This window comes from Deltaproteobacteria bacterium, from assembly GCA_003194485.1.
GTDB lineage: Bacteria > Desulfobacterota > Dissulfuribacteria > Dissulfuribacterales > UBA3076 > UBA3076.
Window position 1 is genome coordinate 59,860 of record PQXD01000005.1, and the last position, 25,916, is coordinate 85,775.

27 protein-coding genes and 1 tRNA gene are annotated in these 25,916 nt (G+C 49.5%); 14 read left to right on the plus strand and 14 right to left on the minus strand.

From position 1 onward, the window contains the following. Positions 1-101: 101 nt before the first annotated feature. From C4B57_04150 to hflK, 3 genes are all read right to left on the minus strand, one after another. Positions 102-500, minus strand: a complete 399-nt coding sequence (locus tag C4B57_04150; GenBank protein PXF55206.1) for a hypothetical protein — start codon at positions 498-500, stop codon at positions 102-104. Between the two features lie 126 nt (positions 501-626). Continuing rightward, positions 627-1,547 carry a protease modulator HflC gene (gene hflC / locus C4B57_04155; GenBank protein PXF55120.1) on the minus strand — a complete coding sequence of 307 codons (921 nt, stop codon included), beginning with the start codon at positions 1,545-1,547 and terminating at the stop codon, positions 627-629. Further along, the gene (gene hflK / locus C4B57_04160; protein PXF55121.1) at positions 1,544-2,530 is read right to left on the minus strand and encodes an FtsH protease activity modulator HflK; all 987 of its coding nucleotides are present in this window, start codon (positions 2,528-2,530) and stop codon (positions 1,544-1,546) included. The genes hflC and hflK overlap by 4 nt, the downstream gene beginning before the upstream one ends. A 270-nt stretch (positions 2,531-2,800) precedes the next feature. On the opposite strand from hflK, the gene C4B57_04165 reads away from it, so the two are divergent. After that, entirely contained in the window at positions 2,801-4,435 is a 1,635-nt protein-coding gene (locus C4B57_04165; protein PXF55122.1) for an alpha-D-glucose phosphate-specific phosphoglucomutase, read from the plus strand. Between the two features lie 68 nt (positions 4,436-4,503). Here the strand turns inward: C4B57_04165 and C4B57_04170 are convergent, their stop codons facing one another. Further along, positions 4,504-5,448 (minus strand): hypothetical protein, encoded by a 945-nt coding sequence (locus C4B57_04170; protein PXF55123.1) that lies wholly within the window; start codon positions 5,446-5,448, stop codon positions 4,504-4,506. 126 nt (positions 5,449-5,574) lie between these two features. Here C4B57_04170 and C4B57_04175 point away from each other — a divergent pair, with 126 nt between their 5' ends. The 4 genes from C4B57_04175 (at position 5,575) to C4B57_04190 (ending at position 9,648) form a co-directional block, all read left to right on the plus strand. Further along, positions 5,575-6,978, plus strand: a complete 1,404-nt coding sequence (locus C4B57_04175) for a hypothetical protein (protein PXF55124.1) — start codon at positions 5,575-5,577, stop codon at positions 6,976-6,978. After that, positions 6,975-8,357: a DNA repair protein RadA gene (locus C4B57_04180; GenBank protein PXF55125.1), complete on the plus strand. Its 1,383-nt coding sequence runs from the start codon at positions 6,975-6,977 to the stop codon at positions 8,355-8,357. The genes C4B57_04175 and C4B57_04180 overlap by 4 nt, the downstream gene beginning before the upstream one ends. Positions 8,358-8,491: 134 nt before the next feature. After that, positions 8,492-8,824, plus strand: coding sequence for a thioredoxin (gene trxA / locus C4B57_04185; protein ID PXF55126.1), 333 nt, complete (start codon positions 8,492-8,494; stop codon positions 8,822-8,824). A 5-nt stretch (positions 8,825-8,829) separates the two neighbouring features. Then, positions 8,830-9,648, plus strand: coding sequence for a hypothetical protein (locus tag C4B57_04190; GenBank protein PXF55127.1), 819 nt, complete (start codon positions 8,830-8,832; stop codon positions 9,646-9,648). Here C4B57_04190 and C4B57_04195 read toward each other — a convergent pair. The 10 genes from C4B57_04195 to C4B57_04240 form a co-directional block, all read right to left on the minus strand. Next, the gene (locus C4B57_04195; protein PXF55207.1) at positions 9,641-10,603 is read right to left on the minus strand and encodes a peptide ABC transporter ATP-binding protein; all 963 of its coding nucleotides are present in this window, start codon (positions 10,601-10,603) and stop codon (positions 9,641-9,643) included. The two genes, C4B57_04190 and C4B57_04195, sit on opposite strands and share 8 nt — an antisense overlap. A 1-nt stretch (position 10,604) precedes the next feature. Then, positions 10,605-11,309, minus strand: coding sequence for a cytoplasmic protein (locus tag C4B57_04200; protein ID PXF55128.1), 705 nt, complete (start codon positions 11,307-11,309; stop codon positions 10,605-10,607). A gap of 47 nt (positions 11,310-11,356) precedes the next feature. Further along, positions 11,357-13,438, minus strand: a complete 2,082-nt coding sequence (locus tag C4B57_04205) for an elongation factor G (protein PXF55129.1) — start codon at positions 13,436-13,438, stop codon at positions 11,357-11,359. Positions 13,439-13,792: 354 nt separating this feature from the next. Next, positions 13,793-14,143, minus strand: coding sequence for a hypothetical protein (locus tag C4B57_04210; GenBank protein PXF55130.1), 351 nt, complete (start codon positions 14,141-14,143; stop codon positions 13,793-13,795). 306 nt (positions 14,144-14,449) lie between these two features. Next, positions 14,450-14,701 (minus strand): FmdB family transcriptional regulator, encoded by a 252-nt coding sequence (locus C4B57_04215; protein ID PXF55131.1) that lies wholly within the window; start codon positions 14,699-14,701, stop codon positions 14,450-14,452. A gap of 78 nt (positions 14,702-14,779) precedes the next feature. Then, complete coding sequence (locus C4B57_04220) at positions 14,780-15,145, minus strand: hypothetical protein (protein PXF55132.1); 366 nt, start codon at positions 15,143-15,145, stop codon at positions 14,780-14,782. A gap of 5 nt (positions 15,146-15,150) precedes the next feature. After that, entirely contained in the window at positions 15,151-15,930 is a 780-nt protein-coding gene (locus C4B57_04225) for an ATP-binding protein (GenBank protein ID PXF55208.1), read from the minus strand. 206 nt (positions 15,931-16,136) lie between these two features. Continuing rightward, positions 16,137-17,018, minus strand: a complete 882-nt coding sequence (locus tag C4B57_04230) for a (4Fe-4S)-binding protein (protein PXF55133.1) — start codon at positions 17,016-17,018, stop codon at positions 16,137-16,139. Beyond that, positions 17,015-17,848 carry a (4Fe-4S)-binding protein gene (locus C4B57_04235; GenBank protein PXF55134.1) on the minus strand — a complete coding sequence of 278 codons (834 nt, stop codon included), beginning with the start codon at positions 17,846-17,848 and terminating at the stop codon, positions 17,015-17,017. Before C4B57_04235 ends, C4B57_04230 begins: the two co-directional genes overlap by 4 nt. 24 nt (positions 17,849-17,872) lie before the next feature. Then, on the minus strand, positions 17,873-18,457 hold the full coding sequence (locus C4B57_04240; protein ID PXF55135.1) for a dinitrogenase iron-molybdenum cofactor biosynthesis protein: 585 nt from the start codon (positions 18,455-18,457) through the stop codon (positions 17,873-17,875). A 504-nt stretch (positions 18,458-18,961) separates the two neighbouring features. Between C4B57_04240 and C4B57_04245 the strand changes: the two genes are divergently transcribed. The 9 genes from C4B57_04245 to C4B57_04285 all read left to right on the plus strand — a co-directional run bounded on the left by C4B57_04245 (position 18,962) and on the right by C4B57_04285 (position 25,834). Continuing rightward, positions 18,962-20,662, plus strand: coding sequence for a pyridine nucleotide-disulfide oxidoreductase (locus tag C4B57_04245; protein ID PXF55136.1), 1,701 nt, complete (start codon positions 18,962-18,964; stop codon positions 20,660-20,662). Between the two features lie 24 nt (positions 20,663-20,686). Then, a complete protein-coding gene (locus C4B57_04250; protein PXF55137.1) occupies positions 20,687-20,872 on the plus strand; it encodes a hypothetical protein in 186 nt (61 codons plus the stop codon). A 522-nt stretch (positions 20,873-21,394) separates the two neighbouring features. Next, positions 21,395-21,862: a dinitrogenase iron-molybdenum cofactor biosynthesis protein gene (locus C4B57_04255; GenBank protein ID PXF55138.1), complete on the plus strand. Its 468-nt coding sequence runs from the start codon at positions 21,395-21,397 to the stop codon at positions 21,860-21,862. A gap of 90 nt (positions 21,863-21,952) precedes the next feature. After that, positions 21,953-22,744, plus strand: a complete 792-nt coding sequence (locus C4B57_04260) for an ATP-binding protein (protein ID PXF55209.1) — start codon at positions 21,953-21,955, stop codon at positions 22,742-22,744. 1 nt (position 22,745) lies between these two features. After that, positions 22,746-23,102 (plus strand): desulfoferrodoxin, encoded by a 357-nt coding sequence (locus C4B57_04265; protein PXF55139.1) that lies wholly within the window; start codon positions 22,746-22,748, stop codon positions 23,100-23,102. 258 nt (positions 23,103-23,360) lie between these two features. Next, on the plus strand, positions 23,361-23,570 hold the full coding sequence (locus tag C4B57_04270) for a hypothetical protein (protein ID PXF55140.1): 210 nt from the start codon (positions 23,361-23,363) through the stop codon (positions 23,568-23,570). A 10-nt stretch (positions 23,571-23,580) separates the two neighbouring features. Continuing rightward, positions 23,581-23,668, plus strand: a tRNA-Leu gene (locus C4B57_04275). A 237-nt stretch (positions 23,669-23,905) separates the two neighbouring features. Beyond that, a complete protein-coding gene (locus tag C4B57_04280) occupies positions 23,906-24,691 on the plus strand; it encodes a DUF4198 domain-containing protein (protein ID PXF55141.1) in 786 nt (261 codons plus the stop codon). 3 nt (positions 24,692-24,694) lie between these two features. Continuing rightward, a complete protein-coding gene (locus C4B57_04285; protein ID PXF55142.1) occupies positions 24,695-25,834 on the plus strand; it encodes a hypothetical protein in 1,140 nt (379 codons plus the stop codon). Positions 25,835-25,916 lie beyond the last annotated feature (82 nt).

A 25,916-nucleotide genomic window follows, 5' to 3' on the forward strand; every position in this document is an offset into this window, starting at 1 on the left:
CCGGATTATAGCTTCTGAAATTGTAGTTCATGAGGCCCTCAAAAAGCAATTATCATGTTGAAATTATATAATATTTTACCGAATTCGGCCTCATTTTGCAACTAATATTTGCGGGACAGACTCTTATCCTCGGGGTTATCTTTATGTTTGCTGCCAGGACCGTGACAGGCCTCGCATTGGACTCCTCTCAGTCCGGGTGTAATCTTTTCACTCACAAAGCCCTGTGGTTCACCATAGCCGGTCGTATGACACTTCAGACAATAAGGATTGTTTTTCATCCTGCCTAAGCGGGTAAAGGAATTGGCGTGGGGATCCTTTTCCCATTCCTTAAAATATTCGAAATGACAGAGCCGGCATTTCCTGTTGCCGATGTAATAAGGCTCATCATCAGCGGATATTTCACTGGCGTATAATAGAGGAAAGGGAATCAAGATCGAGAAAAATACTGGTTCAAGGACTATGGCGAAAAAAGCAATTATGATATTGGCACACCTGATCATTTTCCATATACAAGAGTCTGTATCATTTTTCATGAACAAAATATCCCTCCCGGGGCGCTGATATGATACTGTTTTTAACTTACTGTGATTTATTGGCAAATATGAAATTAAATGTCAAAAAGTTAACTACCTGACCCTATTCAGGTACTTCAGCAAGTCTCCATCTGTAGACATTACCAATGTCGTATTGTCGTCCAGGATCTTTGTGAAGCTTTCCATGGTCCTGGTGAACCGGTAGAATTCAGGATCCTTGTTATAGGCGGTTGCGTAGATATCCGCTGCCTGTGAATTGGCCTTGCCTCTGATTTCCTGGGTCTTGCGATAGGCCTCAGAGGTAATGGTTTTGAGTTCGCGATCCTTTTCTCCGGAAATCCTTGCGGCCTCTCCGGCACCTTCGGAACGATACTCCTCGGCAATGCGCTTTCTCTCGGAGATCATCCTGGCATAAACCTCTTTCCTCACCGCTTCAACATAGTTGATTCGTTTGAATTTGAAATCCAGGATCTCTATCCCGAGATCAGCAACACGGGAAGATGCGGCCTTCAATACCTCCTGCTCCAGCTTTTCTCTGCCGAATTGAATATGCTTTAATGATCCTATGTCTTCTTTGGTCTCGTTGTCTTCCGGGCTCGTGCTTCTTACCAGCTCTATGAGCACGTGCTTTGCTATGGCATTTCGTGTCTCACCGTCCAGGATGTCGTCCAATCTGGACTGGGCCCTGCGCTCGTCCCTGAGTCGCTGGAAGAACAGGAGCGGATCAGCTATGCGCCAACGTGCGTATGTATCCACCCAGATAAACCTCTTGTCCTTTGTCGGGATCTGGTTTGGGTCGCCGTCCCAGGCCAGGAAGCGTTTGTCGAAATAGTTGGTATCTTGAATAAAGGGCAGCTTCATGTGCAGGCCGGGCGTGGTTATGGGTTTTCCCACAGGCTTTCCGAACTGTGTGACAATAGCCTGTTGAGTCTCGTTCACTATAAAAAACATGCCCCCAACCACAGATATGGCGATAATTATGGCTATTATTGCGATAGTAGATACATATTTCATGGCTTCACCTCACTGTCCAGCGAAAGAAGAGGAAGGACGCCTTTCACCTTGTCATCTACAATTACCTTGTGTTTGATCTTTGGATATATTTTATCGATTGTCTCAAGATATATCCTCCTCTTGGTAACTTCGGGCGCCCTCTTGTAAGCCTCCAGAATCAACTCGAAGAACCTGGCGTCTCCCTTGGCGCGATTTATTCTGTCCTTAGCATACCCTTCGGCCTGCTGTATGGCCTGAAGCGCCTGTCCTCTGGCTTTCGGAATGACCCGGTTATATTCCGACTTCGCCTGGTTGATCATCTTCTCCCGCTCCTGCTGGGCCTGGTTTACTTCGTTAAACGATGGTTTTACCGGATCAGGCGGGTTGACATTCTGGAGGACGACCTGATCTACAGTGATTCCTGTCTCATACTGTTTACACAGTGCCTGAAGGCGTATCTTTACCTCGTCGGCTACTTCCTGCCTCCCTACGGTAAGGATGTCATTCACTGTCCTGTCCCCTACAACCTCTCTCATAATTGCCTCGTTCATATCCCGAAAGGTGGTCCTCATATCTCTGACCTTGACCAGATACTTGTATGGATCATTGATGCGGTACTGGGAAGACCACTCCACCACAGCAACATTCAGGTCGCCTGTAAGCATGAGGGACTCACTTTGGAAGTTGCCTGTAGTATAGCGTGTCTGGACACCGGCCAGTTGAGTACGAAAACCGAACTCCTCCTTTAGCTGGCGCTGCACCGGAACTTTGATAACGCTTTCCACAGGATCGGGCAACTTGAAGTTGAGACCCGGAGGTGCTTCCCGTACATAGCGGCCAAAGCGAAAGATCACCCCAACCTCTTCCGGTTCGACTGTAAACCACAGGTTCCAAAGAATAATAAACAGGAACAGTGCCCCAATCAATACAACTGCCGAGCGCCATTGCGGACCGGAAGGTATAAGCCGGCGCAATTCCGCGGTACTCAAATTTTTCGGATCCATTTTGGTCCTCCCTTAATCCATTGTTCTGAATTGATATGAACCTGGACTGTATCCACAATTTATCAACAAATCCGCATCCGAACAATAACTTTCTCTCCCGCAAGTTGGTAAAAGAGCTTGGATGCCGTATTGTTATAAAATGGAGTCTATCATGAATTGCCCTATTAGTACAATGCAGGATTTTTTGTTTTTTGCGAAACCGTGTTTTTTGTGATTTGATGTCTTCCGGATAGCTGTCAGATCTATCCGTAAAAAAGGAGGAATCTCAGGATGAGTATTAAAAAGGTGTCCACAAGACCCTTTAAAGACCAGAGGCCAGGCACCTCAGGCCTTCGCAAGAAGTTAATCACGTTTCAACAGCCCCATTATCTGGAGAATTTTGTCCAGTCCGTCTTTGATATAATGGGTGACATAAAGGATAAGACCATCGTCCTTGGAGGAGATGGCCGCTTCTATAACAAAGAGGCCCTTCAAGTCATTATCAAGATGGCCGCCGCCAATGGGATAGGCCGCACCATGGTGGGACTGAAGGGGATCCTGTCCACGCCGGCGGCATCCTGCGTAATCAGGAAGCACGGCTTGCCGGGCGGCATCATCCTCTCCGCAAGCCACAATCCAGGAGGTCCTGAGGGAGATTTCGGAGTAAAATACAATGTCGAAAACGGGGGCCCTTCCCCGGAGCACGTCACGGAGTCCATCTATAAGCGCAGCCTTGAAATCGATACTTATCATATTTTTGATGCCCCTGATGCGGATCTGAACCATTTAGGTGAGAGCCATATAGGGGATATGGTTATAGAGGTATTTGACCCTGTCGCTGATTATGTGGAACTCATGGAGCGGCTCTTTGATTTTGACCGGATGAGAAGGCTCTTAAGCTCCGAAGAGTTTACTATGGTGTACGACGGCATGAATGCCGTCACCGGTCCTTATGCCAGGGCCATTTTGGAAAGACGCCTCGGTGCATCCCGGGGCACTGTGATCAACGCTGATCCTCTGCCTGACTTTGGCGGGATCCATCCGGATCCTAACCTGAAATATGCCCGGGAACTTGTTGGGATCATGAACTCTGAGGATGCTCCTGATTTTGGAGCTGCCTCGGACGGGGACGGGGACCGCAATATGATCCTGGGAAGGCGCTTTTTTGTGACGCCAAGTGATAGTCTGGCTGTCCTTGCGGCCAATGCCGGTCTCGTCCCGGGTTATTCAGAAAGACTGACAGGTATTGCGAGATCCATGCCTACAAGTATGGCAGCGGACAGGGTGGCTGAAGCCCTGGGAATCCGATGCTATGAAATACCTACAGGATGGAAGTTCTTTGGCAATTTACTCGATGCCGGCAAGGTAACGCTTTGCGGTGAAGAGAGTTTTGGGACAGGCTCGGACCACATGAGGGAAAAAGATGGGCTTTGGGCAGTGCTTTTCTGGCTTAATCTCCTGGCTGTCAGAAAGGAGCCGGTTGAAAGGATTGTGCAGGAACACTGGAGGAGGTTCGGCAGAAACTTTTACTCCCGTCACGATTATGAAGGTCTTGACACCGGTTCCGCAGATGGCCTTATGGATCATTTGAGGGACAGTCTTCCCGGTCTTACGGGAAAACGTTTTGGAAGCCATGAAGTTGAGGCCGCCGATGACTTCAGCTATGTGGACCCCATAGATGGAAGCTTGAGTACCGGCCAGGGGATAAGGATCATCTTCAGAGGAGGTTCACGTATAGTGTTTCGTCTGTCCGGCACCGGGACAGAAGGTGCTACACTCAGGGTATATCTGGAAAGATACGAAATGGATCCTGAAAGACAAGGCCGGGATACACAGGAAGCCCTTTCAGAGCTCATTTCTATTGCGGATAGTATTGCACAGATCAGGGACCGCACCGGCAGAGAGATACCGTCGGTCATAACGTGACGAATTTGAATTCCAAATCAAGGAAAAGGAATCAGGGAAAGAATCGGGAGACATCGGCGAAATCGCCCTTATGAAACGATCCAGAGCGCTCCCTTTGTATGAGTGTGTAACAGCCCGTTGGATACGCTGCCCGGGAAAATCGCCTCCCATCCCCCGATTCCCCTGCGGCCGGCGACCAGTGTTCCATATCCTCCTCTTTCGTATTCTGTAAATATGTCTCGTGCTATTCCCGTGCTTCCCTTTTTGATCTTTATCTCCACGGATTTCGGACTGAAGCCGGCATCTCTGAATATATTATGTACCTCGGAAAGCAGATCTTTTATATGTTTTTCAGAGTAAGAGGCTATCATTGTTTCAATGTCTTCAAAGGTGGCGGAGATCTCTCTGGACATAAAAGGCCGGAATTTTGGAATAACGTTAAATAAAGTCACCTTTATATCTTTTATTCCGGCTAATGCAAAGCTTGCGTGGTCAACTACCCGCAGGCAGGATTCGCAGGCATCGACCGCAATCAACACGTGCCTTGATGGAAGAGGGTCATCGATTATCCAGATGGCAATATCCTTGAGATGCTGAACCAGCCCATAGGAGACACTGCCTATAAAATATGAAACAAGACGTCCAAACCCGCGCCGGCCAACAACCAGTGCGTCATATTTACCGCGTTTGGCTTCGCTGAGTATGTCATGCACAGCGCCTCTGCTTTGTACGACCGGTTTTGTGTGAATGTGATCAGCCGGAAATTGGTTGCGCTCCAGCAAGGCCCTGCCCCTTTCCAGTATGTCAATACACTCCTGCTGCCTCTGCTTGTTCATATCATCCAGACGCTTGAGACGGCTCTTCTCGACCTGGAAACTCCTGCTTCCGGTAGTCAGGAAAGACGGCAGAGGTTCTGCCACACTTATGAGTGTAACATCAACATCCGGGACATCTTGATATATCCCGGCTATGTATTTCAGTGATTTGTGGGCGGTTGGCGAGCCGTCCGTAGCTGCAAGCAGATGTCTGTTCATGATATTCCTCAATCAAGGCCTCCAAATTTTGGGAGACAATTTTAAAGTGTTGAATGTTTGAATTAATGGTACAAATCTTTTTTATTTTCTACCACAATTTAATTCTGATAGGATGATCTCATTTTTATGAACTCATATTTTAACCGCAAGCAGCCCAAGAGCACTTTTTCCAAGGTTTATCTGGTGTCTGCATTCATAATATTGCTGCTCTTTTCCGTAGTTGCCTTAATCAGCGCTGTGGGTACTTACCGGATATCCATAGAGGGATCGGAGAATCTGCTTGAGAACCGGGCATTGGACATAGCTGTGAGTCTGGGCTTTACCTTGGAAAGGATAGGTCTCAGGAACGAGCTTTTCCCCGAACTTGTGACTACTGACAGATGGGATGACCTTGCCTTTCTGGCCCTTTATGATCGGGACGGTACTGTATTGCTCCATTCCAATCCTCTATTGGTGGGAAGAAGCCGGATGGATCCTGATGTAGAAAGAGTGATCTCGCAAAAACAGCCGGAGACCCGATTTTCTGTCCTTGCAACCGGAGAAGAGGTATTTGTCCTGGACTTTCCCCTGCACCTTCACCTCGAACAGGCCGGTAATGGCAACGAGAATAATATTGATCATGAACAGTCCCGCGCGCCGGAAGAAATTGAGCCTGTTGACAGCACCGGGACCTATTGCCTGAGAGTTTCTCTCCATCCATATCCGGCACGCAGGATTCTCAGAAGGGCCAATTTTCAGCTCGCTTTAATTGGATTTTCCCTTATCACCTTGTGGATCCTGACGTCCTTTTTTTTATGGGCATGGCGCAGGAACTATCGTCTGGAGGCCAGACTGCGTAAACAGGAACGAATGGCCGCCCTGGGTGAGATGGCTGCGGTCCTGGCCCACGAGATACGAAATCCATTGAGCAGTATAAAGGGCTTTGCCCAGTTTTACCTGGAGGGTGCAACAGATCCTGATGTAAAGGCGGATTTTTCCGTCATTGTGGAAGAGTCCAGGAGGCTTGAGAGTTTGACTGCTGACCTCCTTGCTTATGCAAGGCCCATTAAGCTCAATATGAAAGAGCTTGATACGGAGAGGTTCTGCCAGGATATTAAAAGGAGTATTGGTCCCTTAAAAGGTAAGGTGAAGTTTCACATGTCATGTGAAAGACTGGAGCTGCGACTTGACAGGGAAAAATTGATGCAGGTAGTTCTTAATCTGGTACAAAATGCCATTGATGCAGCGAGTGAAATCAAGGAAGGCGAGGTCTGGTTCAGTGTGAAGTGCAGCGGTGAGTTTCTTATGCTTACGGTAGAGGACAACGGCCCCGGATTGCCTTTAGACATGAGAAATCGTATCTTTGAGCCTTTTGTCACTACCAAGACAAAGGGTACCGGGCTGGGGCTTGCCATAGTATACCGCTTGTTACAGGCTATGGGCGGTGAGATAAGTTTCAGGGACCGGGAAGGCGGTGGCATTATTGTCAGGATTAAATTACCATTAACTCCCCCCAAGGGGGCCATGGATCAAGAGGTATATGGGCCTTGAGCAGAGATAAGGACGGCAAAACAGTCTATGTGTGCCAGTCATGCGGCCAGACCTCGGCCAAGTGGCTCGGCCGTTGTCCCGGGTGCGGAGAATGGCATACACTGGTGGAAGAAACCGCGGACAGCCTTGTTAGAAAAGGCCGATGCATTTATTCCGTGAGTCAATCTGCTCCTATACCCTTGCCGGAAGTGTCTGCAGATGTTGATGAGACCAGAATCTTTATAGGAATGAAAGAAATGGACAGGGTGCTCGGCGGAGGGCTGGTACCCGGCAGTCTGGTGCTGTTGGCCGGAGAGCCGGGTATAGGTAAATCTACATTGCTCCTGCAGATACTCTGCCGCCTGGCCTTTGATCAAAAAAAGGTCTTATATGTCAGTGGGGAGGAATCCCTGTCTCAGATCAGAATGAGGTCTGAGCGGTTGCAAAAGATCCCGGAAGGCCTATGGGTTGCGTGTGAGTCGGAACTCGATCGGATTATTGACATTGTGGAGGAACAGGATCCTTCCGTCCTGGCCGTGGATTCCATACAGACCCTGTTCTGCAGCGAGATATCTTCGGCTCCTGGGAGCGTAGCCCAGGTCCGGGAGGCTGCCGCACGGCTCATGCAGCTTGCCAGGCTCAAGGGCGTCCCAACAATACTTGTGGGCCACGTAACAAAGGAAGGGGCCATAGCCGGTCCGCGGGTACTTGAACATCTGGTGGACACTGTATTGTATTTTGAAGGTGATCGCAGCCACACCTTCCGGCTTTTGAGGACTGTAAAAAACCGTTACGGTCCGACTCATGAAATAGGTGTCTTTGAGATGACTGAGGCCGGTCTGAGGCAAGTCCCCAATCCCTCTGAGATCTTCCTCGGCCAAAGGCCGAAAGCGGTCCCCGGATCCATAGTCGTTCCCTGCATGGAGGGTACCCGCCCAATCCTGGTGGAGATCCAGGCCCTTGTGAGCCCTTCACACCTGGCGATGCCGAGGCGGACATCAACCGGTATTGACAGTAATCGTCTGGCCTTGCTCATTGCGGTTGCGGAAAGGCATCTGGGCGTGGCCCTTTATGACCGGGACATATTCATAAATGTGGCGGGCGGGCTCAAGGTATCAGAGCCTGCAAGCGAACTCGCAGTAATAACGGCCATGGTCTCAAGCCTGAAGGAGGTCCCTCTGGATCTGGACACCGCCGTATTTGGAGAAGTTGGCCTCACCGGAGAGGTGAGGGCAGTTGGCAGGGCGGAACTGAGACTCAACGAGGCTGCACGTCTGGGGCTGAAGAGGTGCATTATTCCCTGGGCCGGATCTGACCGTCTCACGCTCTCGGGTGGCCTGGATATCATTCCGGTAAAAAGAATAGATGAGGCAGTAGCGGCAATATCTGAAGTCCCTTGACAGCCAGTCAGCCCTGGCCTACATTCACGCGTATTATCCCATAGTTTTATATCGGTTATGGAACGGGTTTTCTGGCAGAGAAATGCCGAAGTCCAGTCTTTTTATTTTAATTGATAACAGGAGATGAATAGACTATGTCCGAAGACAAATTGATACATGTGACAGACGCAGAGTTCGAATCCCAGGTCCTGAAAGCTGATATGCCTGTGCTGGTTGATTTCTGGGCGGGCTGGTGCGGACCATGCCTGGCCATTGCACCTACCATTCAAGAACTGGCCGGCGAATACGACGGAAAATTAATTGTAGCCAAGATGGACGTGGACAAGAGTCCGGTTACTCCCGGCAGGTATGGCATCAGGGCTATTCCCACCTTAATTATTTTCAAGGAGGGGCAGGTTGTAGAGCAGATTACCGGTGCAGTAGGGAAGGCTGTTATAGAATCCGCTATTAGTAAGGCATTGTCCTGATCCGGATGAATAAACTGCGTCATCAGACGGTATGCAGCAAGGGATTATCGGCAAGATATCTTTTGTTTTCAGGTATTTTAATTATCGGCATTTTTGCCGGATGTGCCGGCAAGGGCGGCGATATCGATGCCGGTAAAGATAAGGGCCTGTCCTCATGGTTTCATTCCGCAGTCGGTCCCTCGGAACCGGAGAGCGAGGTTAACCTGTCCGAGAAGGCCATGGACTATTTTGTCAGTGGTCGCTATATCCTGGCAGAGGAAATATTTAAAAAAGTCAGGGACCGCTATCCCTTCAGCCCGTACGCCGTGCTTGCGGAACTGCGTCTTGCAGACTGCAAGTTTTATATGGGCGATTATGAAGAAGCCATCTCCCTTTACGAAGAATTTGAAAAGCTTCATCCTGTCAACGAAGCGGTGCCATATGTGATTTTTCAGGAGGGTTCCTGCTATTATAATTTAATGGAAGCCCCTGATCGTGACCAGACCTTCACCCACAAGCTCATTGAGACCTATGGACGGCTCCTTAACAGATATCCGGAAAGTCCTTACAGTTATGAGGCCCGTAAGCGAATAGCAGAGGCAAAGAACCGCCTGGCGCGGCATGAGGTATTGGTGGCCAGATGGTATATGCGTACCGGCCAGGTGCTACAGGCCAAAAACCGTCTGGAGACCGCCATAGACCTTTATCCGGACACTCCGGCAGGAATGAAGGCCGCTCGTATCCTGAAAAAGGAAAAGATATTCCAGGATATCTCCGCTGCCGGGGCAGACAAAGAAAAAGAGCCAGGGGTATCCTGGTGGAGGCGACTGATACCATTTATTTGAATAAGTGGCAGGAAACGCGCCTGCCGTTTTCCAGACGGAAATTTTCAGGCTCAATCTTTTTACAGATATCCATGGCCTTGGGACAACGGTCCTGAAAGGCACACCCTGAAGGAATGGAATCCAAGGCAGGGACAATCCCCGGAATGGAAGCGAGACGCCTGACGTCTGCAGGAATGCTATAAGGTAATGAATCAAGAAGACCCTGTGTGTATGGATGGAGGGGATTATCAAAAAGATCACTTACCAGGGCCTCTTCAATTATTTTCCCGGCATACATTATGATTACCCTGTGGGCTATCTGGGCCACTACTCCAAGGTTATGGGTTATTAGAAGAAGGCTGAGATTATACTGTTCACGGAGACTGTTCAGGAGTTCAAGAATTTGGGCCTGTATGGTAACATCCAGGGCAGTAGTGGGCTCATCCGCTATCAAAAGCTTCGGTTGGCACGCAAGGGACATGGCTATCATAGCCCTTTGACGCAGTCCACCCGAGAGCTGATGAGGGTAAGTTGCTATTCTTTCTTCCGGTGCCGGCATTCCCACCTGGGTTAAAAGCTCAATAACCCGCTTCCGAACCCGCTTTTTTGTGACCTTGAGATGGGTTGTTATGGCCTCTGCAATCTGGTCTCTAATAGTGAAGACCGGGTTTAGGGCAGTCATAGGCTCTTGAAAAATCATGGCTATTTCATTTCCCCTGATACTGCACAATTGACCAGGGGTAAGGCCAATGAGGTCTGTGTGCTCAAACTTTATTTCCCCTTTTCTGATCTTGAATGGAGGGCTGGGAAGGAGGCCCAGAAGGGAAAGGGCCGTAACGCTCTTTCCGCAACCGGATTCGCCGACAAGACAGACGCTCTCACCTTTTCCTACAGAAAAAGAGATGTCCCTTACAGGGAACACAGGCCCCTTATTGGTCCGGATTTCAATTTCAAGCCCTTTTACAGAAAGGAGGATATCATTGCTCACGATTTTTGATAAGCTGTGTGGCTGGATCAAGTATTAGAGGCGGGACTTTGTCCGCTTTTTGCCCCTTAATCACTTGAACACTGATCTCACGTCCCACAGGTTTGAGTTGTACTATAACATCAAAAAGGTTTGACATATAACTGATGGGGGACGGGATGTCGTCAGGCTGTTCGACCTTGTCTTCTCTGTGAGTCGTTACGGTAAACCATACCCGGAAACCGTGTTTCCTGGACATTTCTTTTAGTTCGCTCAATGATTCCCGCACAGTCTCATTGAATGGCAATCCGTCTAACAAGACTGCTTGTGGAAAGAATACGCCCTGCTCAGTGAGGTCGTTCAGACGCTCTTCAAGCCGCTTTACGCTGAAGTCCTCAACATTAAAGGTCATAATAAAACGGTGGGGAAGGATCATCTCCCACATCACATTGGTATTATTTAACTCATATTGATCTGATATGCGGTGAAGGACTTCTTCATACCAAAGACATACCTTTTTTACCGGTTGTCCAAGACATATGTGAAGTACGTTTTTCCCGCTGAGCAAGTTGTCCAGGGCCAGATGCATCAGGAAAGAAGTCTTACCCTCTCCGGCCCCGGCAAGTATTGCGCCGAATTGTCCTTCCCTGAGGAGGTGGCCGGCATCTTCCTTGATAAAACTAAGCGGATTTCCAGTATTTTGATTGTTTTTTGACATATTAAGGACCTTTATACTTTCTCTTTAAAACAGCGTACAAATACGGCTTAAGCAGCCTTCTTCTTTCCTTCCGCAGCCCTTTTTACCAATTCATCCGTTACGCTTTTGGGTGCCTGACGATAGGTGCAAAATTCCATGGTGAACTGGGCCTTGCCCTGGGTACCTGAGCGCAGGATTGTGGAGTAGCCGAACATCTCGGCGAGCGGGACCTCTGCCTCTATTACGCTTATGTTTCCTTCATCCTGTGTACCCAGGATCATCCCTCTTCGCTGGTTGAGTGATCCCATTACAAATCCCTGAAATTCGGTCGGGGTCTCTACCGCCACTTTCATTACAGGTTCCAGTATGACAGGTTTGGCTTTCCTGTATCCGTCCAGAAAGGCCTTGCGGGATGCTGTCTGAAAAGCCATGTCAGATGAGTCCATAGGGTGGGATTGACCGTCGTTAATGACGATCTTGACTCCTGTAACAGGAAAGCCCAGCAATGCCCCTTTCTCCATGGCTTTTCTGAAACCTTTTTCACATGAAGAGATAAACTCTGTGGGTATGGCACCTCCGACTATCCTGTTTTCAAAGACGAATTCGTCGTCAACAGGCTCCATGTAGCCGGCTACCCGTCCATACTGGCCTGCACCACCCGTCTGTTTTTTATGTGTATAGTTGAACTCGGCCCGTCGTGTAATAGTCTCCCTGTATGCTACCTGGGGCATACCCGTGGTAACATCCGCGCCGTACTCCCTGCGCATTCGCTCAACATATACCTCCAGGTGAAGCTCCCCCATGCCGGAGATGATGGTATCTCCGGTCTCATGGTTAACATATGCCCTGAATGTCGGGTCTTCCTTGGTGAACCTGGAAAGGGCCTTGGACATATTGATCTGAGCCTTGTTGTCCGTGGGGACGATTGCCAGTGAGATAACAGGTTCGGGTATGTGCATGGAGGTCATGCTATATCTGATTTCAGGAGAGGTGAAGGTATCACCGGATGCGCAGTCAATGCCGAAGAGTGCCCCGATATAGCCGGCGGGAATAGACTCTATATCTTCCATCTGGTCTGCATGTATACGCACAACCCTGCCAACCCGGACCTTTTGACCGGTCCTGGAGTTAACTATGGTATCACCCTTGGAGAGGGTTCCCTGATACACCCTGATGTAAGTGAGCTGCCCGTAACGCCCCTCTTCCAGCTTAAATGCAAGGGCTACGAGAGGTAATGAAGGATCCGGCTCAAGTCTTACTTCGGCCTCCTCATTTTCCATATCCAGGGCAAAGTTCTCAATATCCATCGGTTGCGGGAGATAGTGAGTCACTGCATCAAGTAGAGGCTGGACCCCTTTATTCTTATAGGCTGATCCAATGAAGACAGGGGTAAGCCCGCGAACAAGAGTCCCTTTTCTTACCGCATCATTTAGAAGATCTGCCGTGACTTCACCTTCAAGGGCGGCCTCCATAAGTTCATCGGAGAACATTGAAGCAGCGTCAATAAGGGTCTCCCTATAGGCCTCTGCCTTTGCACGGAGCCCTTGAGGTATCTCTTCCAAACGTATTCGCTCGCCGCTTGTACCATCAAAGTACAGGGCCTTCATGGATATGAGATCCACAACTCCCTGAAACTCCGATTCAAGGCCTATGGGTATCTGCATTGCAACTGCATTGTGGCCCAGCTTTTCCCGGAGTTGATCTATAACGCGGAACGGGTTGGCACCGCTGCGGTCACACTTGTTTATAAAGGCAATGCATGGGATTTTGTACCTGGACATCTGCCGGTCAACTGTAATGGACTGAGACTGTACACCTCCAACAGAGCAAAGGACCAGTATCCCGCCGTCCAGGACCCTGAGGGCCCTTTCCACTTCGATAGTGAAGTCTACATGCCCTGGGGTATCAACAATGTTTATCTCATAGCCCTTCCACTCGCAGTAAGTGGCGGCAGAGGTGATGGTTATCCCCCGTTCTTTTTCAAGCTCCATGAAATCCATGGTAGCTCCCACACCATCCTTGCCTTTTACGTCGTGGATGGCATGAATCCGCTGGGTATAAAAAAGAATTCTTTCAGTAAGAGTGGTCTTGCCGGCATCAATGTGGGCACTAATGCCAATATTTCTTACTTTTGCCGGATCTCTATTCATTGCCTGTATTGCCTCGAAAAATAAAATTTAATACTTGATAATTAAAGGACTTTTAATGTAAATACTCAGTGAACCCGTCCGTGGTCCATTGGTAACCGGTCACAGGGGTGCTTCTTCTTCCAAATGCTCCCGCCCTTGTTTTCTTAAGGCCTTTGCAGCATGGGACCCTCCCCGTTCTCCTTCGCTGCGCTCAGGAGCCGGGGTTTCCCCCACAGCAAAAGCCAGGAAAACTTGCGGGCTGACGCAAATCGTCTCCATAAAGAAGCTCCCCTGTGATCAGTTTAAATCCACTGCGTAGAGCGTTCACGGGCAGGGGATATTTCTTTTCACTTAACACTTCAGCCCCTTGTTTTCTTAAGGCTTTTGACATGGGGGAGTCTTGCCCCCTCCCCGTTCTCCTTCGCTGCGCTCAGGAGCCGGGGTTTCCCCCACAGCAAAAGCCAAGAAAACTACGGGGGCTTCCGTTAAACTGTTCAAAGAAATATCCCCTTCCCGTGAACGGTTGCCATCCGTGCCCTGCCGCAGGAGCGGTTTGCCTTTTGCAGGGTTTCGATCGCGGGCCAAATTGCACTGCCTCTCCGGCCCGCAATAAGTGAGCTTTGAAACCCGGAAAAAGGCAACCGCTTCAAGGCAGGATATAGCAGGATATAAAGGGTTCACCGAATATTTAGGTTTGCCTTTTGCAGGGTTTCGATCACGGGCCAAATTGCACTGCCTCTCCGGCCCGCAATAAGTGAGCTTTGAAACCCGGAAAAAGGCAACCGCTTCAAGGCAGGATATAACGGATTTACCGGATATTTGCCTTAAGGTAATCTTTGATTACAGTTCCCGAGTCCCCGAATTTTTATATATCTGCTTCCGTATCAAAGAGAAGTGCGTTTTTAACTTTTTACATTAGGTCTGTCAAGACAAAATAATTGATATGATTCCGCTGAAAAAACCCAATCTGAGGTATTGCATAAGAGCTGAAAGCCGAAACGGGACGCTCTTTTCCAGGGGAACCCCGATACACTAAACCTTTCCGCAGCAGGACCCGGGCCCTGAACAGTTCGGGGCATCTCCGGGCCTGAAGCCGCAGCAGGCCGTATCATTTGGACCCGGGAGTCTTGAGCTGTAAGAGCCGGTAAAGGATGAGCTTGAGGATATCAATTTTGTGAGATTTTTAGATCCGCAGGACGGACACTTCACCTCAGGCTGACCGGAAAATACCAACATCTCGCTGACATTTCCGCAGGCCTCGCATCGGTATTCATAGATCGGCATAGCACCCTCCTTACTGAAGAAATACTGTTTCCCAAATTTCTCATTTCCAATTTCAAGTTTCAGGCCGTAAACGGCTCTTTAATGTCGACACTGATGGCCTTCCTCGTCATGTCCCTGGCATGTAGGGCCTGCTATACCCCTGAGGCGGTTGGCCAGGAAGTCCTCCATCAACTGCGCCGGGTCCGTGCCGGTCACGCCTGCAACGACCTGTATCCCGGCAGACGCCATTAACTCCACAGCCCTTCCTCCGATTCCTCCGCAAATGATGTGTGTTGTACCCAATTCGTGAAGCCAGCGGGGCAGTGAGCCCGGCTCGTGGGGAGGAGGTGTAAGGAGCTGGGTCTTGGCTATATTCCCATCTTCGACATCTATTATGGCAAATTGGGACGCATGGCCGAAATGGCTGCACATCATTCCGTTTTCAATCGGTATTGCAATTTTCATCTGTTTTATCCCTCTTTTTTCATTTCTTTATTCTCTTCAACTAATGTCTGTGTGGCATCGATTACGTTTCTTCCCAGTTTTTGAAAGGCGTCTGCCGTATGGCTGTTGGGATATGAGGCAATAATCGGCCGTCCGGCATCCCCTGTAGTGACGATTCTCGGATCAACAGGTATACGTCCGAGAAAGGGGATATCCAACTCTTCAGCCAGTTTCTCTCCCCCGCCTTTTTTGAAAATGTCTATAGCCTTGCCGCAATGCGGACAAATCATGCCGCTCATGTTTTCTACAATGCCTAAGACCGGCATCTTGACCTGTTTACAGAAGTTTATGGATTTTCTGACATCCAGTAATGATACCTCCTGGGGCGTAGTTACCACCACTGCATAGGCGTCGGGTATGGTCTGGGCCACGGTCATTGGCTCGTCACCCGTCCCTGGCGGCGCGTCAATTACCAGATAGTCGAGCTTTCCCCACTCAATTTCGTAAATAAACTGCCTTATAGCAGATGTCTTGAGGGGTCCACGCCATATGACCGCAGAGTCTTTTTGGGGTAAAAGGGGTTCTATAGACATGAACTTCAGGTTGGGCGAGTAGTAAACAGGGCCAACCGTGCCATCCGGCCGCTGCTGCAGCTCTCCCTTTTCAATACCCAGCATTTTGGGAATGTTAGGTCCGTGAAGATCCACATCCAGGAGGCCAACATAATAATTTTCAAGGGAAAGCCCTATTGCCAGATTTATGGATATAGTACTTTTCCCTACACCGCCCTTACCGCTCATCACCATTATCTTATGGTTTATATTCCGCAGCCTTTCCTTAATTCTTTCGTCCTGCTCCTCAAGAACAGGGTTTGTCGGTCTTTCCTTCAATCGTCTATTCTCCTTTTGTAATTAATGCCTGAACAAAAACCCCCAACGGCCAAAATCCGGAGTCCATTGTCGAAGACGGCGGTTAACTTATCCCATTAACGGATATTTTGCATCATCCACTTTTACTTTGTCCTCTTATCAAGGTTAACTTTTTCCAGTTTTTTCCAGATCTCTCTGATAGCCATGGCACCCGGCCCGTCTGAGTTTTCTACCAGTGGTCTGCCAGCAACCACGCTGGACACTGCATCGGGATCGAATGGAATCAGCCCCAGCATGGTAATCTGCCTCTCTAAACAAGTCTCACGGATCTTTTCTGCGATTTCCCGGTTCAGGTCCCATTTATTTATGCATACGCATGCAGGTATCTTGAAGTGTCCCGCAAGGTCTACTACGCGGTTGAGGTCATGGAGTCCGGATGTTGTCGGCTCCGTAACCACGAGTATCAGGTCTGCACCAGCAAGAGAGGCTATCACAGGACAGCCGATACCGGGTGACCCGTCAACCAATATCCATTCGGCATTCGTTTTCTCGGCAAGGGCGCGGGCCTCTTTTTTCACCAGGCTGACCAGCTTTCCGGAATTTTCTTCCCCGATGCCAAGTTGAGCATGGACCATCGGCCCGTAATCAGTATCTGAAATAAACCACGAACCGCACAGATTGTCCTTCAGGTTTATGGCCTTTTCCGGGCAAAACTCGGCACAGACTCCGCATCCTTCACAGGATAAGGGATCAATCTCCGCTGATTCGATGGTTTTTATGGCATCAAACTGGCAGAGCTCTTCACAGGTCCCGCATGCCGTACATAATGACGGATCTACCTCTGCAGTCACGCCGGACCAGAATTCTGTTTCCTTTTTTATTTTTGGATCAAGCAGCAGGTACAGATCTGCAGCATCCACGTCACAGTCTGCCAGGACTTTGTTGGGCACGAGTGCTGCCAGAGAACCAACCATTGTGGTTTTTCCGGTCCCACCTTTGCCGCTCAAGATCAGGATCTCTTTCATTGCGCAAGCTCCTTCAGCAAGGACTCGAAGCTGTTGCGCAGGTCCGGCCTGCCTGCGATAAGGGGCTCTCCCCTGGCGTAACCTTCGGCAATCCTGCGATCGAACGGAATTTTCAGATGTACGGGTATATCTTCCCGCCTGCACCATGTCTCAGCATCTTCATTCCCCATATCTGAGCGGTTAAGGATCACACCAAAGGGACGCTTAAGCTTTCTGAGCATTCCCACTGCCAGCTTGAGGTCATGAAGGCCGAAGGGCGTTGGCTCGGTAACAAGCAGTGTATAGTCTGCATCATTCACGGTGGCGATCACCGGACACGATGTGCCCGGCGGAGAATCCAGGATAACCAGGCATTCGGACGGGTCTTGCGCCTCTGCCTTTACCGCCTTTATGAGAGGAGGGGACATGGCTTCACCTACCCTCAATCTGCCTTGCACAAAAGATATTCCGTTGGCATGGCCCTTTTCGACAAACCCGACTTCCCGTTCTGTTTCAGCCAGAGCGTCCTCAGGGCAGATCAGAAAGCAGCCCCGGCAGGAGTGGCAGAGCTCCGGAAAGGTCATTATGATCTCTTTGAAGACCGTAATGGCATTGAATCTGCATATGTCACGGCACTTGCCGCAATATGTACATTTATTCTCAATTACTTTTGGTACTACGAGGGTACATCGCCTTTTCTGTTCTATCGAAGGCCGCAAAAAGATATGGGCATTTGGTTCCTCCACATCGCAGTCCAGGAGCTGGACAGGCCCTTTGGCTGCCAGGGCCAGGCTCACTGAGACCGTGGTCTTTCCGGTCCCACCCTTGCCGCTTGCCACTGCAAGTTTCATAGCGATTTCCTTATCCCTGCCTGCTTAACGTTCTGTGTCTTTGTCTTTGCCCATGCCTCCGCCCATTCCGCGGCCGCCTCCGGCTATCCCACGGCCTCTGCATCCTCCGCCCATTCCGCGGCCGCCTCCGGCTATCCCACGGCCTCTGCATCCTCCGCCCATTCCGCGGCCGCCTCCGGCTATCCCACGGCCTCTGCATCCTCCGCCCATTCCGCGGCCGCCAAACGGCATACCATAGGTTTTGCCGAAAAATACCTCAACACCGGGGCCTTCGTCAGGTGATGGAATTTCCCCTTTTCTATATTGTTCTATGGCTTCACCGACCGTTCCGTCTACGTTTGATATCACCTTGATTCCACTTGCATGAAGGACCTCAAAGGCCTTTGGCCCTACTTGCCCTGTCAAGACCGCCTGGGCACCCGATTCGGCTACAAGGGTGGCGGCATTAATGCCTGCTCCCTGGAAGGCACCCTGGGCTGCCAAGTTATCGATAACATTGACAATGTTTCCTGTTTCCGTATCAACTATTACGAAATACCCGGCCCTTCCAAACCTGGGGTCTATTGCAGAAGACAGGTCTTTTCCTGTTGCACTGATCGCTATTTTCATACGAATTTCTCCTTTCTCATCTTTAACCGGTTTTTTGAGAATATTTCCCTGGCCGCCGCGTACATTTTTTAGCCGCCGCGTATATTTTTTATAAGATACAGGGAGTACTCTCCCGGGACCTGGATCGGGACCGCTGTTCTATACTGCTCTTTCAGATTTTATTCAATGGAGACATGAGATGTGCGGCACAACTTTCCCTCAAGAGATTACATACCAAAAACCTGCTTATTATTACTTATAAGGAAGCTGTTCCCAAATTAGTTGCAAACCAGTCTCTATAACAATTTATTAAATTATGTCAGGGCTGGTATCTTGTCAATAGATTTTTTTGAGCGTATGATCTTTTCTGACGACAGTGATGGTAAATATTCGGTGAACCCGTGGTCCACTGTAGAGATGACCGCTTCAAGGCAAAATGTACAGAATATAGCGGGTTTACCGAATATTTACTCCGAGGTGATGTTTTTTACCTGAAAAGTGATTTATTGAAAAAGGAGGTTACTGATGGGCAAGAGAATAGTTGTGATCGGGGGTGTGGCCTGTGGTCCCAAGTCTGCAGCTCGAGCCAAACGCCTGGATCCTGGCTGCGAAATTATACTCTTGGAAAAGGGCGGAGAGATTTCTTACGGTGCCTGCGGTCTTCCATTTTATCTTGAGGGCGAGGTAAAGGAAATCAAGGAATTAATCAATACTCCTGTCGGAGTTCCCAGGGATGTGAACTTTTTCAGGGCCGTAAAGGGAGTAGAGGCAAGGGTCAATACAGAGGCCGTAGAGATCGACAGGAATCGTAAAGTCGTTAAAATAAGGGATCTGGTTGAAGGAAAGGAAGAAGACCTGCCTTACGATAACCTTGTCATTGCCACCGGAAGCAGACCGGTCCGTCCCCCCCTGCCGGGAATAGACCTGGATGGAATACATTGTCTCAAGACCCTTGGTGATGGTCAGGCCATCAAGAAGGCCATAGAAGGTTCAAAAAGAAAAAAGGCAGTGATTGTAGGGGCCGGATTGATAGGCCTGGAGTGTGTTGAGTCCCTGCTTAAAGCAGGTTTTGAGACCCATGTGATTGAAAAGCTGCCCTTTGTGTTGCCTGCCCTGTTGGATGAAGAGATGGCCATACCTCTTATGAAGCATCTCCAGGCCAAGGGTGTTTTTCTTCATTGCAACGACGGGGTGGCAAGGTTTGAGGACGACGGCCAGGGCAGAGTATCCAGGGTGGTGACGGAAAAAAATGCTATCGAGGCAGACCTTGTGATTCTCGCAATCGGTTTCAGGCCAAATATTGAGCTTGCCCAAAAAGCAGGGCTTGAAATTGGGAAATATGGAATAAAAGTGGATTCTCACCTACGTACTTCCGATCCGAGTATCTATGCCGGAGGCGATTGCATTGAGTCCCGTAATATCGTCACAGGCATGCCCTGCTATGCACCCATGGGATCCACTGCTAATAAGCACGGCCGGATCATCGGCAATAACCTTTCAGGATGGAACAGCACCTTCTCCGGGGTATGCGGGACAGGTGTATGCAGAATACTGGGATTTAATGTGGCCAGAACAGGGCTGACCGAAAGGGATGCAGTCAACCTCGGCTATAATGTCCTTACCACTCTCAGCCCGGGGCCTGATCGCCCGCACTATATGAAGGGCTGCGGGCTTATTCATCTGAAATTGATTGCAGAGGCATACTCAGGGCGCTTGCTGGGAGTACAGATACTTGGTCATGGAGAGGTGCTCTCCCGGGTTGATACTATTGCAGCGCTTCTTGCCAAGGCCGGCACCATTGATGATCTCTCGGAGATCGATATGGCCTACGCACCTCCTTTCTCTCCAGCGATGGACAATGTCATCGTGGCGGCGAATATTATACAGAACAAACGGGATTCCGTAGCCAGGGCCTATTCGCCGGCAGAGGTAAAGGCCAAGCTCGATGCCGGGGAGGACTTTATTCTCCTTGATGTCCGCACCCCAAAGGAATTAGAGGTCTTGAGCCTGCCCTATGACAACGTAGTGCATATCCCCCTGGGGAAGGTAAGGGAGCGGGCCGGGGAGCTTCCTATGGATAAAGAGATAGTATGTCTGTGCAAGCTTTCGTTGCGAGGCTATGAAGCGGCCAGGATGTTAATAGGGCAAGGCTTTGAAGAAGACAATATAAAGTTTCTTGACGGAGGAATAGTTGCCTGGCCTTATGAAAAGATAGTAGGAAGTTAGAGCCTTTTGCAAAACTCATGGATTTTGTTTAAGGGCAAAGTTGGCAGGGAATCGGTCATTTTTGCGGTACCCGGGAAGGACAAGGAAACCATCACTGCTTTCAGGTCTTTTTTGAAGCAAAAAGGGGGATGTCCTGGAAATATAGCGGTGGCGGTATGTGACATGTCCAAGGCCTTGAACATAACTCAAATCGTAAAAATATTTTTATGAACCCGCTATATCCTGCCTTGGAGCGGTTACCTTTTTCCGGGCTTCAAAGCTCACCCATCGCGGACCGGAGAGGCAGTGCAATTTGGCCCGCGATCGAAACCCTGCAAAAGGCAAACCGCTCCTGCGGCAGGGCGCGGATGGCAACCGTTCACAGGAAGGGGATATTTCTTTGAACAGTTTAACGGAAGCCCCCGTAGTTTTCCCGGCTTTTGCTGTGGGGGAAACTGCATCGCCTTAAGCGCAGCGTAAGGCGAATGCAGAGGGGGCAAGACTCCCCCATGTCAAAAGCCTTAAGAAAACAAGGGGCTGAAGTGTGAAGTGAAAAGAAATATCCCCTTCCTGTGAACGGTTACGTGAGACCACTGGTTCACCGGATATTTACCTCAAATCCGCATTAAACGTCGAAGAACCAAAATTTATTGACAAGATTTCCCTCCGTACCTAAGTTGAAAATGTTATAGAGACTACTTTGCAGTTGATATCAGGATAATTTGGCTGAGAAATATAAAAAAGGAGATTTAGATGAAACTCGCGATCAGCGCAACAGGAAAAGACCTGGATTCCATGATAGATCCCAGTTTCGGTAGGGCTAATTATTTTGTAATTGTGGACTCAGAGTCAGGAAATATAGTCAAGGTAATCGACAACACGGCTGCACAAGATGCCGCAGGTGGAGCCGGCATAAATGCAGCCACCATTGTGGCCGGATCAGGTGCTCAGACAGTCCTGACAGGCCAGGTAGGACCAAATGCCTTTGAAGTCCTCCAGGCAGATGGAATCAAGGTGATATCAAATGTGAGCGGAACAGTGAGAGAAGCAGTAGTGCAATATAGAAAGGGGACAATTTCATCACCGGACGAAGGTCCCGGAGTTACGGTACATCCAGGTCAAACCACTGGAGGTCTAGGTCGCGGAATAGCTGGCGGCGGACGCGGCATGGGCGGAGGCGGCGGCATGGGCCGCGGCATGGGTAAAAAGCCAAAGAGATAGAACGAGGACAAGTAAGCTAAAAGCTTGCGGCCTAGGGGTTTCCATATGACTGAAACAAAAAAGATCCACCGCCCTGAATCTCGGCGTGATATGGCCGAACAGAATAAAGTCATCAAAAAATCTCTGTCTTTAATCAAACACAAGTTTCTGGTCATGAGCGGCAAGGGGGGCGTTGGCAAGACAAGCGTTGCCGTTAATTTGGCGATTGCCCTTTCAAAAAAAGGGGCAAAAGTCGGCTTGATGGATATAGATCTCCATGGTCCGGACATTCCAAGGATGCTTGGTCTTAAAGGGCTTCTTGAGGTGAGCGCAGATAAGCGAATGGTACCCAAGGCTTATTCAGACAACCTGGAAGTGGTCTCCATCGAATGCATGACCAAAGATAAAGACCGGGCTGTCATCTGGCGCGGGCCTTTGAAGTTGCATGTTATCCGGCAGTTCATCTCCGACGTGCATTGGGGAAAGTTGGACTATCTCATTATCGATTCACCGCCTGGGACAGGCGATGAGCCACTCACTGTCGCCAAGACTATTCCAGATGCCAAGGCAATCATCGTGACCATGCCCCAGGAGTTATCATTAGGCGACGTCAGAAAATCGATCAATTTCTGCAAGACCCTTAAGATGCAAGTCTTTGGGTTGATAGAAAACATGAGCGGTTTTGTGTGTCCCCACTGTGGCAAACCTGTTGATATTTTTGGTTCCGGGGGCGGTTCGAAAACAGCTCTGGCTATGAATATTCCCTTCTTGGGCCGGATTCCGTTGGACCCCAAAATGGTGCAGTCCGCTGATACTGGAGAATCCTATATGGAGAAATATCCGGATTCAGAAGTAACTAAAGCTTATAACCGGATTGTAGCGAAAATTATGGAGGGGGCATAAAATGAATTTCGCAGAAATCATAAAGGCGGGCAAGGATGAAGGAAATGAGAAACATGTACCTTGCATTGAGATCGACAAGGGACATAAATCAAGAAAAGATATCATTCATGTAATTGTGGGTCATGATACGCCTCACCCCAACACGGTTGAACACCACATTGCATGGATCGAGCTTTATGGAATGAAAAAAGACAATGATCAGGTGATCAGTCTGGGTCGTGCCCGCTGGGCTCCTGTCTATAGCAATCCTAATGTCCGGTTTCAGATTAACCAGATCGGGGATTTTAAGTCTTTCCATGCCTTGGCGTACTGCAATATCCATGGTTTGTGGGGAAATTCCCTCGAGGTCGGGAAATAGCCACAAAGGTCTTTTCCCGGCCATAAAGGAATACAAATGTAAATATTCGGTGAACCCGTAGTCCACTGTGGAAGTTGCCATCCGTGCCTCGGCCACAGGAGCGGTTTGCTTTTGCAGGGTTTTGGGTAGCGGGCCAAATTGCACTGCCTCTTTCGGTCTGCGATGAGTGAGCTTTGAAACCCTGCAAAAAGGTAACCGCTTCAAGGCAGGATATAACGGGTTCACCGAATATTTACGTACAAATAAGGAGGAAATAAAATGCCGCGAGGAGATAGAACAGGCCCTAGAGGTCAAGGCCCTGGAACAGGTAGAGGCATGGGACGAGGTGGCAGATTTGGCGGTTCTGCCGCAGGCCCTGGAGGAGAGTGCATTTGCCCTAACTGTGGTGAACGGGTTCCCCACCGGACTGGAATCCCTTGCTTTGAGCAAAAATGCCCCAAGTGTGGGGCCACCATGATACGGGAGTAACTCTACAAAGGCCCGGGTGGTGAAATTGGTAGACACAAGGGACTTAAAATCCCTCGGTATTATATACCGTGCCGGTTCGACTCCGGCCCCGGGCACCATAAGCAACCCTGCTGATTCGGCAGGGGCCTCTATCAGCAGAATGATCACTTCACCTTCCCAGTAAAATTCAGTGAATCCATAGTCCAATCTGGAAGTTGCCATCCGTGCCCTGCCGCGGGAGCGGTTTGCCTCAGAATATTTCCCCCTTTTATAGTGCCACTTTTTTTAGATATTGACTACCCAGATAATATCATTTACACTCACTTCAATTCACTTCTTCCAAGGGGGTATTGCCAATGGAATCTTTTTTCAAGAAAACCGCTCTTTATTTTTTTCTGGTTGTCGCCTTTATCTGGCTGGCTCCTGGTATCTGCCCGGCCCATTTCGGGGTATTGTTGCCATCTGATGATATCGTGGAAGGTAATGAATCCCGCCAAATCACCCTTTCGTGCCAATTTATGCACCCTTTTGAGCAGGGATTCATGGAACTCGAAAAGCCCGTGAGTTTTTCAGTGCTCATAAGAGGCCAGAATAAGGACCTGCTGAACACCCTGAAAAAACAGACCATAGATGAGTGTACAACCTGGATCGGAACTGTTGGTCTGAATCGTCCCGGAGACTATATATTTTATTTTATTCCCCAGCCCTATTGGGAGCCTGCGGAAGACTCATATATCCAGCATTTCACCAAAGTAGTCGTAAATGCATTCGGACTGGAGGAGGGCTGGGACCGGCCGGTTGGCCTGAAGACCGAGATCATACCTCTGACCCGGCCCTACGGCCTGTGGACAGGTAATCTCTTTGTCGGACAGGTCCTCCTGGATGGAAAGCCGGCGCCGAACAGTGAGATTGAGATAGAATTTTATAACAGGGACAAGAAAGTTGAGGCCCCGGCAGCCCCGTATATCACGCAGGTAGTACACACAGATTCCCAGGGCGTCTTTTCCTATGCCATGCCGAGAGAGGGATGGTGGGGATTTGCTGCACTCAATGAAGCAAGCGAAAAAATGGACCATGAGGGCAGAAAGGTCCCTGTTGAGCTGGGTGCTGTTTTATGGGTATATACAAGGGATATGAGGTAAAAAATGCATATTTCAGAAGGGGTCCTGGCGGCCCCTGTGCTCTTGGCCGGGGGGGCCGGAACAGTACTGGGCCTGGCTGTCGGGTTGCGCCGTATGAATGTGAAGGAAATACCCAAGGTAGCCCTGCTTACCGCAGCGTTTTTTGTGGCATCCCTTGTACATATTCCCGTAGGTCCCTCCAGCGCCCACCTGGTACTTAACGGAATCCTGGGAATCCTGTTGGGGTGGACCGCCTTTCCCGCGATCTTCATCGGCCTGTTTTTCCAGGCCGTGCTTTTTCAGTTTGGCGGGCTTACCACCCTTGGTGTCAACACAATGAACATGGCCGTCCCTGCCGTGATAATGGGTGCTTTCGCAAGATCTGTCTTGCAAATTAATTCTGGTCTGCTTGCAATGGTGGCGACAGCCATTGCCGGAGCAGGCGCTATTGTTCTGAGCGCAGCCATGGTGGCAGGCTCTCTGGCATTATCCGGAGAGTCGTTTGTCGCGGTGAGCAAGCTCATTTTTGTGGCCCACATACCGATTGCCATTGCTGAAGGCGTACTTTCTGTATTGATAATCTCCTTTCTCTTAAGGACAAAGCCTGAGGTAATAAAGGACAGTACGCCTCCCGGATTTTTGGGATTGGGGCTTGTTTCCGTAGTCATTATCCTGATTCTGTTTGTGATTTGCAGCCAGGCCCATGCCCACAGGGTCAACCTGTTTGCCTGGTATGACGGTAAGATGATTCTGGCTGAGGGCTATTTTTCAGGCGGTACCAAGGCTATGAACTCTGAGATCCTGGTCCTTGATTCCGGGGGCAAAGAGGTCTTTCATGGAATGACTGACAAAAAGGGTAAATTCTCCTATAAGCCACCTGGAAACGGAGAGTACCGCCTTGTCCTTGAAGCAGGGATGGGCCACCGGGCCGAGGCGCTGGTATCTGTAAAGGACATTGAATCAGAGGGTACCGCCCCGGAAGCCGGGCAGGCGGCTGAAGATGCACATAAAGGGACTGTAACCAATGCTGAATTGGAACAGATTCTTGATCGCAAGCTCAGTCCCATAAAGGAACAACTGTTGAGATTGGCTGAACAGGGTGACAGGGTCTGTTTCAGAGACATCCTATCTTACCCCTGTCAAGTTAAAATATTTCTTTTTTAAAAACAGCTAGTTGAACATTTAGGTACCTATAAGGCGCAAGTTCCCTGCTGGGCCTGTAACAGCTCCATAAAAAGGTCCGGCG

Coding starts and splice junctions, on each gene's coding strand:
- C4B57_04150 (PXF55206.1), bottom strand. CDS start 500: ATGATCAGGTGTGCCAATATCATAATTGCTTTTTTCGCCATAGTCCTT.
- hflC (PXF55120.1), bottom strand. CDS start 1,547: ATGAAATATGTATCTACTATCGCAATAATAGCCATAATTATCGCCATA.
- hflK (PXF55121.1), bottom strand. CDS start 2,530: ATGGATCCGAAAAATTTGAGTACCGCGGAATTGCGCCGGCTTATACCT.
- C4B57_04165 (PXF55122.1), top strand. CDS start 2,801: ATGAGTATTAAAAAGGTGTCCACAAGACCCTTTAAAGACCAGAGGCCA.
- C4B57_04170 (PXF55123.1), bottom strand. CDS start 5,448: ATGAACAGACATCTGCTTGCAGCTACGGACGGCTCGCCAACCGCCCAC.
- C4B57_04175 (PXF55124.1), top strand. CDS start 5,575: ATGAACTCATATTTTAACCGCAAGCAGCCCAAGAGCACTTTTTCCAAG.
- trxA (PXF55126.1), top strand. CDS start 8,492: ATGTCCGAAGACAAATTGATACATGTGACAGACGCAGAGTTCGAATCC.
- C4B57_04190 (PXF55127.1), top strand. CDS start 8,830: ATGAATAAACTGCGTCATCAGACGGTATGCAGCAAGGGATTATCGGCA.
- C4B57_04200 (PXF55128.1), bottom strand. CDS start 11,309: ATGTCAAAAAACAATCAAAATACTGGAAATCCGCTTAGTTTTATCAAG.
- C4B57_04205 (PXF55129.1), bottom strand. CDS start 13,438: ATGAATAGAGATCCGGCAAAAGTAAGAAATATTGGCATTAGTGCCCAC.
- C4B57_04215 (PXF55131.1), bottom strand. CDS start 14,701: ATGCCGATCTATGAATACCGATGCGAGGCCTGCGGAAATGTCAGCGAG.
- C4B57_04220 (PXF55132.1), bottom strand. CDS start 15,145: ATGAAAATTGCAATACCGATTGAAAACGGAATGATGTGCAGCCATTTC.
- C4B57_04225 (PXF55208.1), bottom strand. CDS start 15,930: ATGGTGATGAGCGGTAAGGGCGGTGTAGGGAAAAGTACTATATCCATA.
- C4B57_04230 (PXF55133.1), bottom strand. CDS start 17,018: ATGAAAGAGATCCTGATCTTGAGCGGCAAAGGTGGGACCGGAAAAACC.
- C4B57_04235 (PXF55134.1), bottom strand. CDS start 17,848: ATGAAACTTGCAGTGGCAAGCGGCAAGGGTGGGACCGGAAAGACCACG.
- C4B57_04240 (PXF55135.1), bottom strand. CDS start 18,457: ATGAAAATAGCGATCAGTGCAACAGGAAAAGACCTGTCTTCTGCAATA.
- C4B57_04245 (PXF55136.1), top strand. CDS start 18,962: ATGGGCAAGAGAATAGTTGTGATCGGGGGTGTGGCCTGTGGTCCCAAG.
- C4B57_04255 (PXF55138.1), top strand. CDS start 21,395: ATGAAACTCGCGATCAGCGCAACAGGAAAAGACCTGGATTCCATGATA.
- C4B57_04260 (PXF55209.1), top strand. CDS start 21,953: ATGGCCGAACAGAATAAAGTCATCAAAAAATCTCTGTCTTTAATCAAA.
- C4B57_04265 (PXF55139.1), top strand. CDS start 22,746: ATGAATTTCGCAGAAATCATAAAGGCGGGCAAGGATGAAGGAAATGAG.
- C4B57_04270 (PXF55140.1), top strand. CDS start 23,361: ATGCCGCGAGGAGATAGAACAGGCCCTAGAGGTCAAGGCCCTGGAACA.
- C4B57_04280 (PXF55141.1), top strand. CDS start 23,906: ATGGAATCTTTTTTCAAGAAAACCGCTCTTTATTTTTTTCTGGTTGTC.
- C4B57_04285 (PXF55142.1), top strand. CDS start 24,695: ATGCATATTTCAGAAGGGGTCCTGGCGGCCCCTGTGCTCTTGGCCGGG.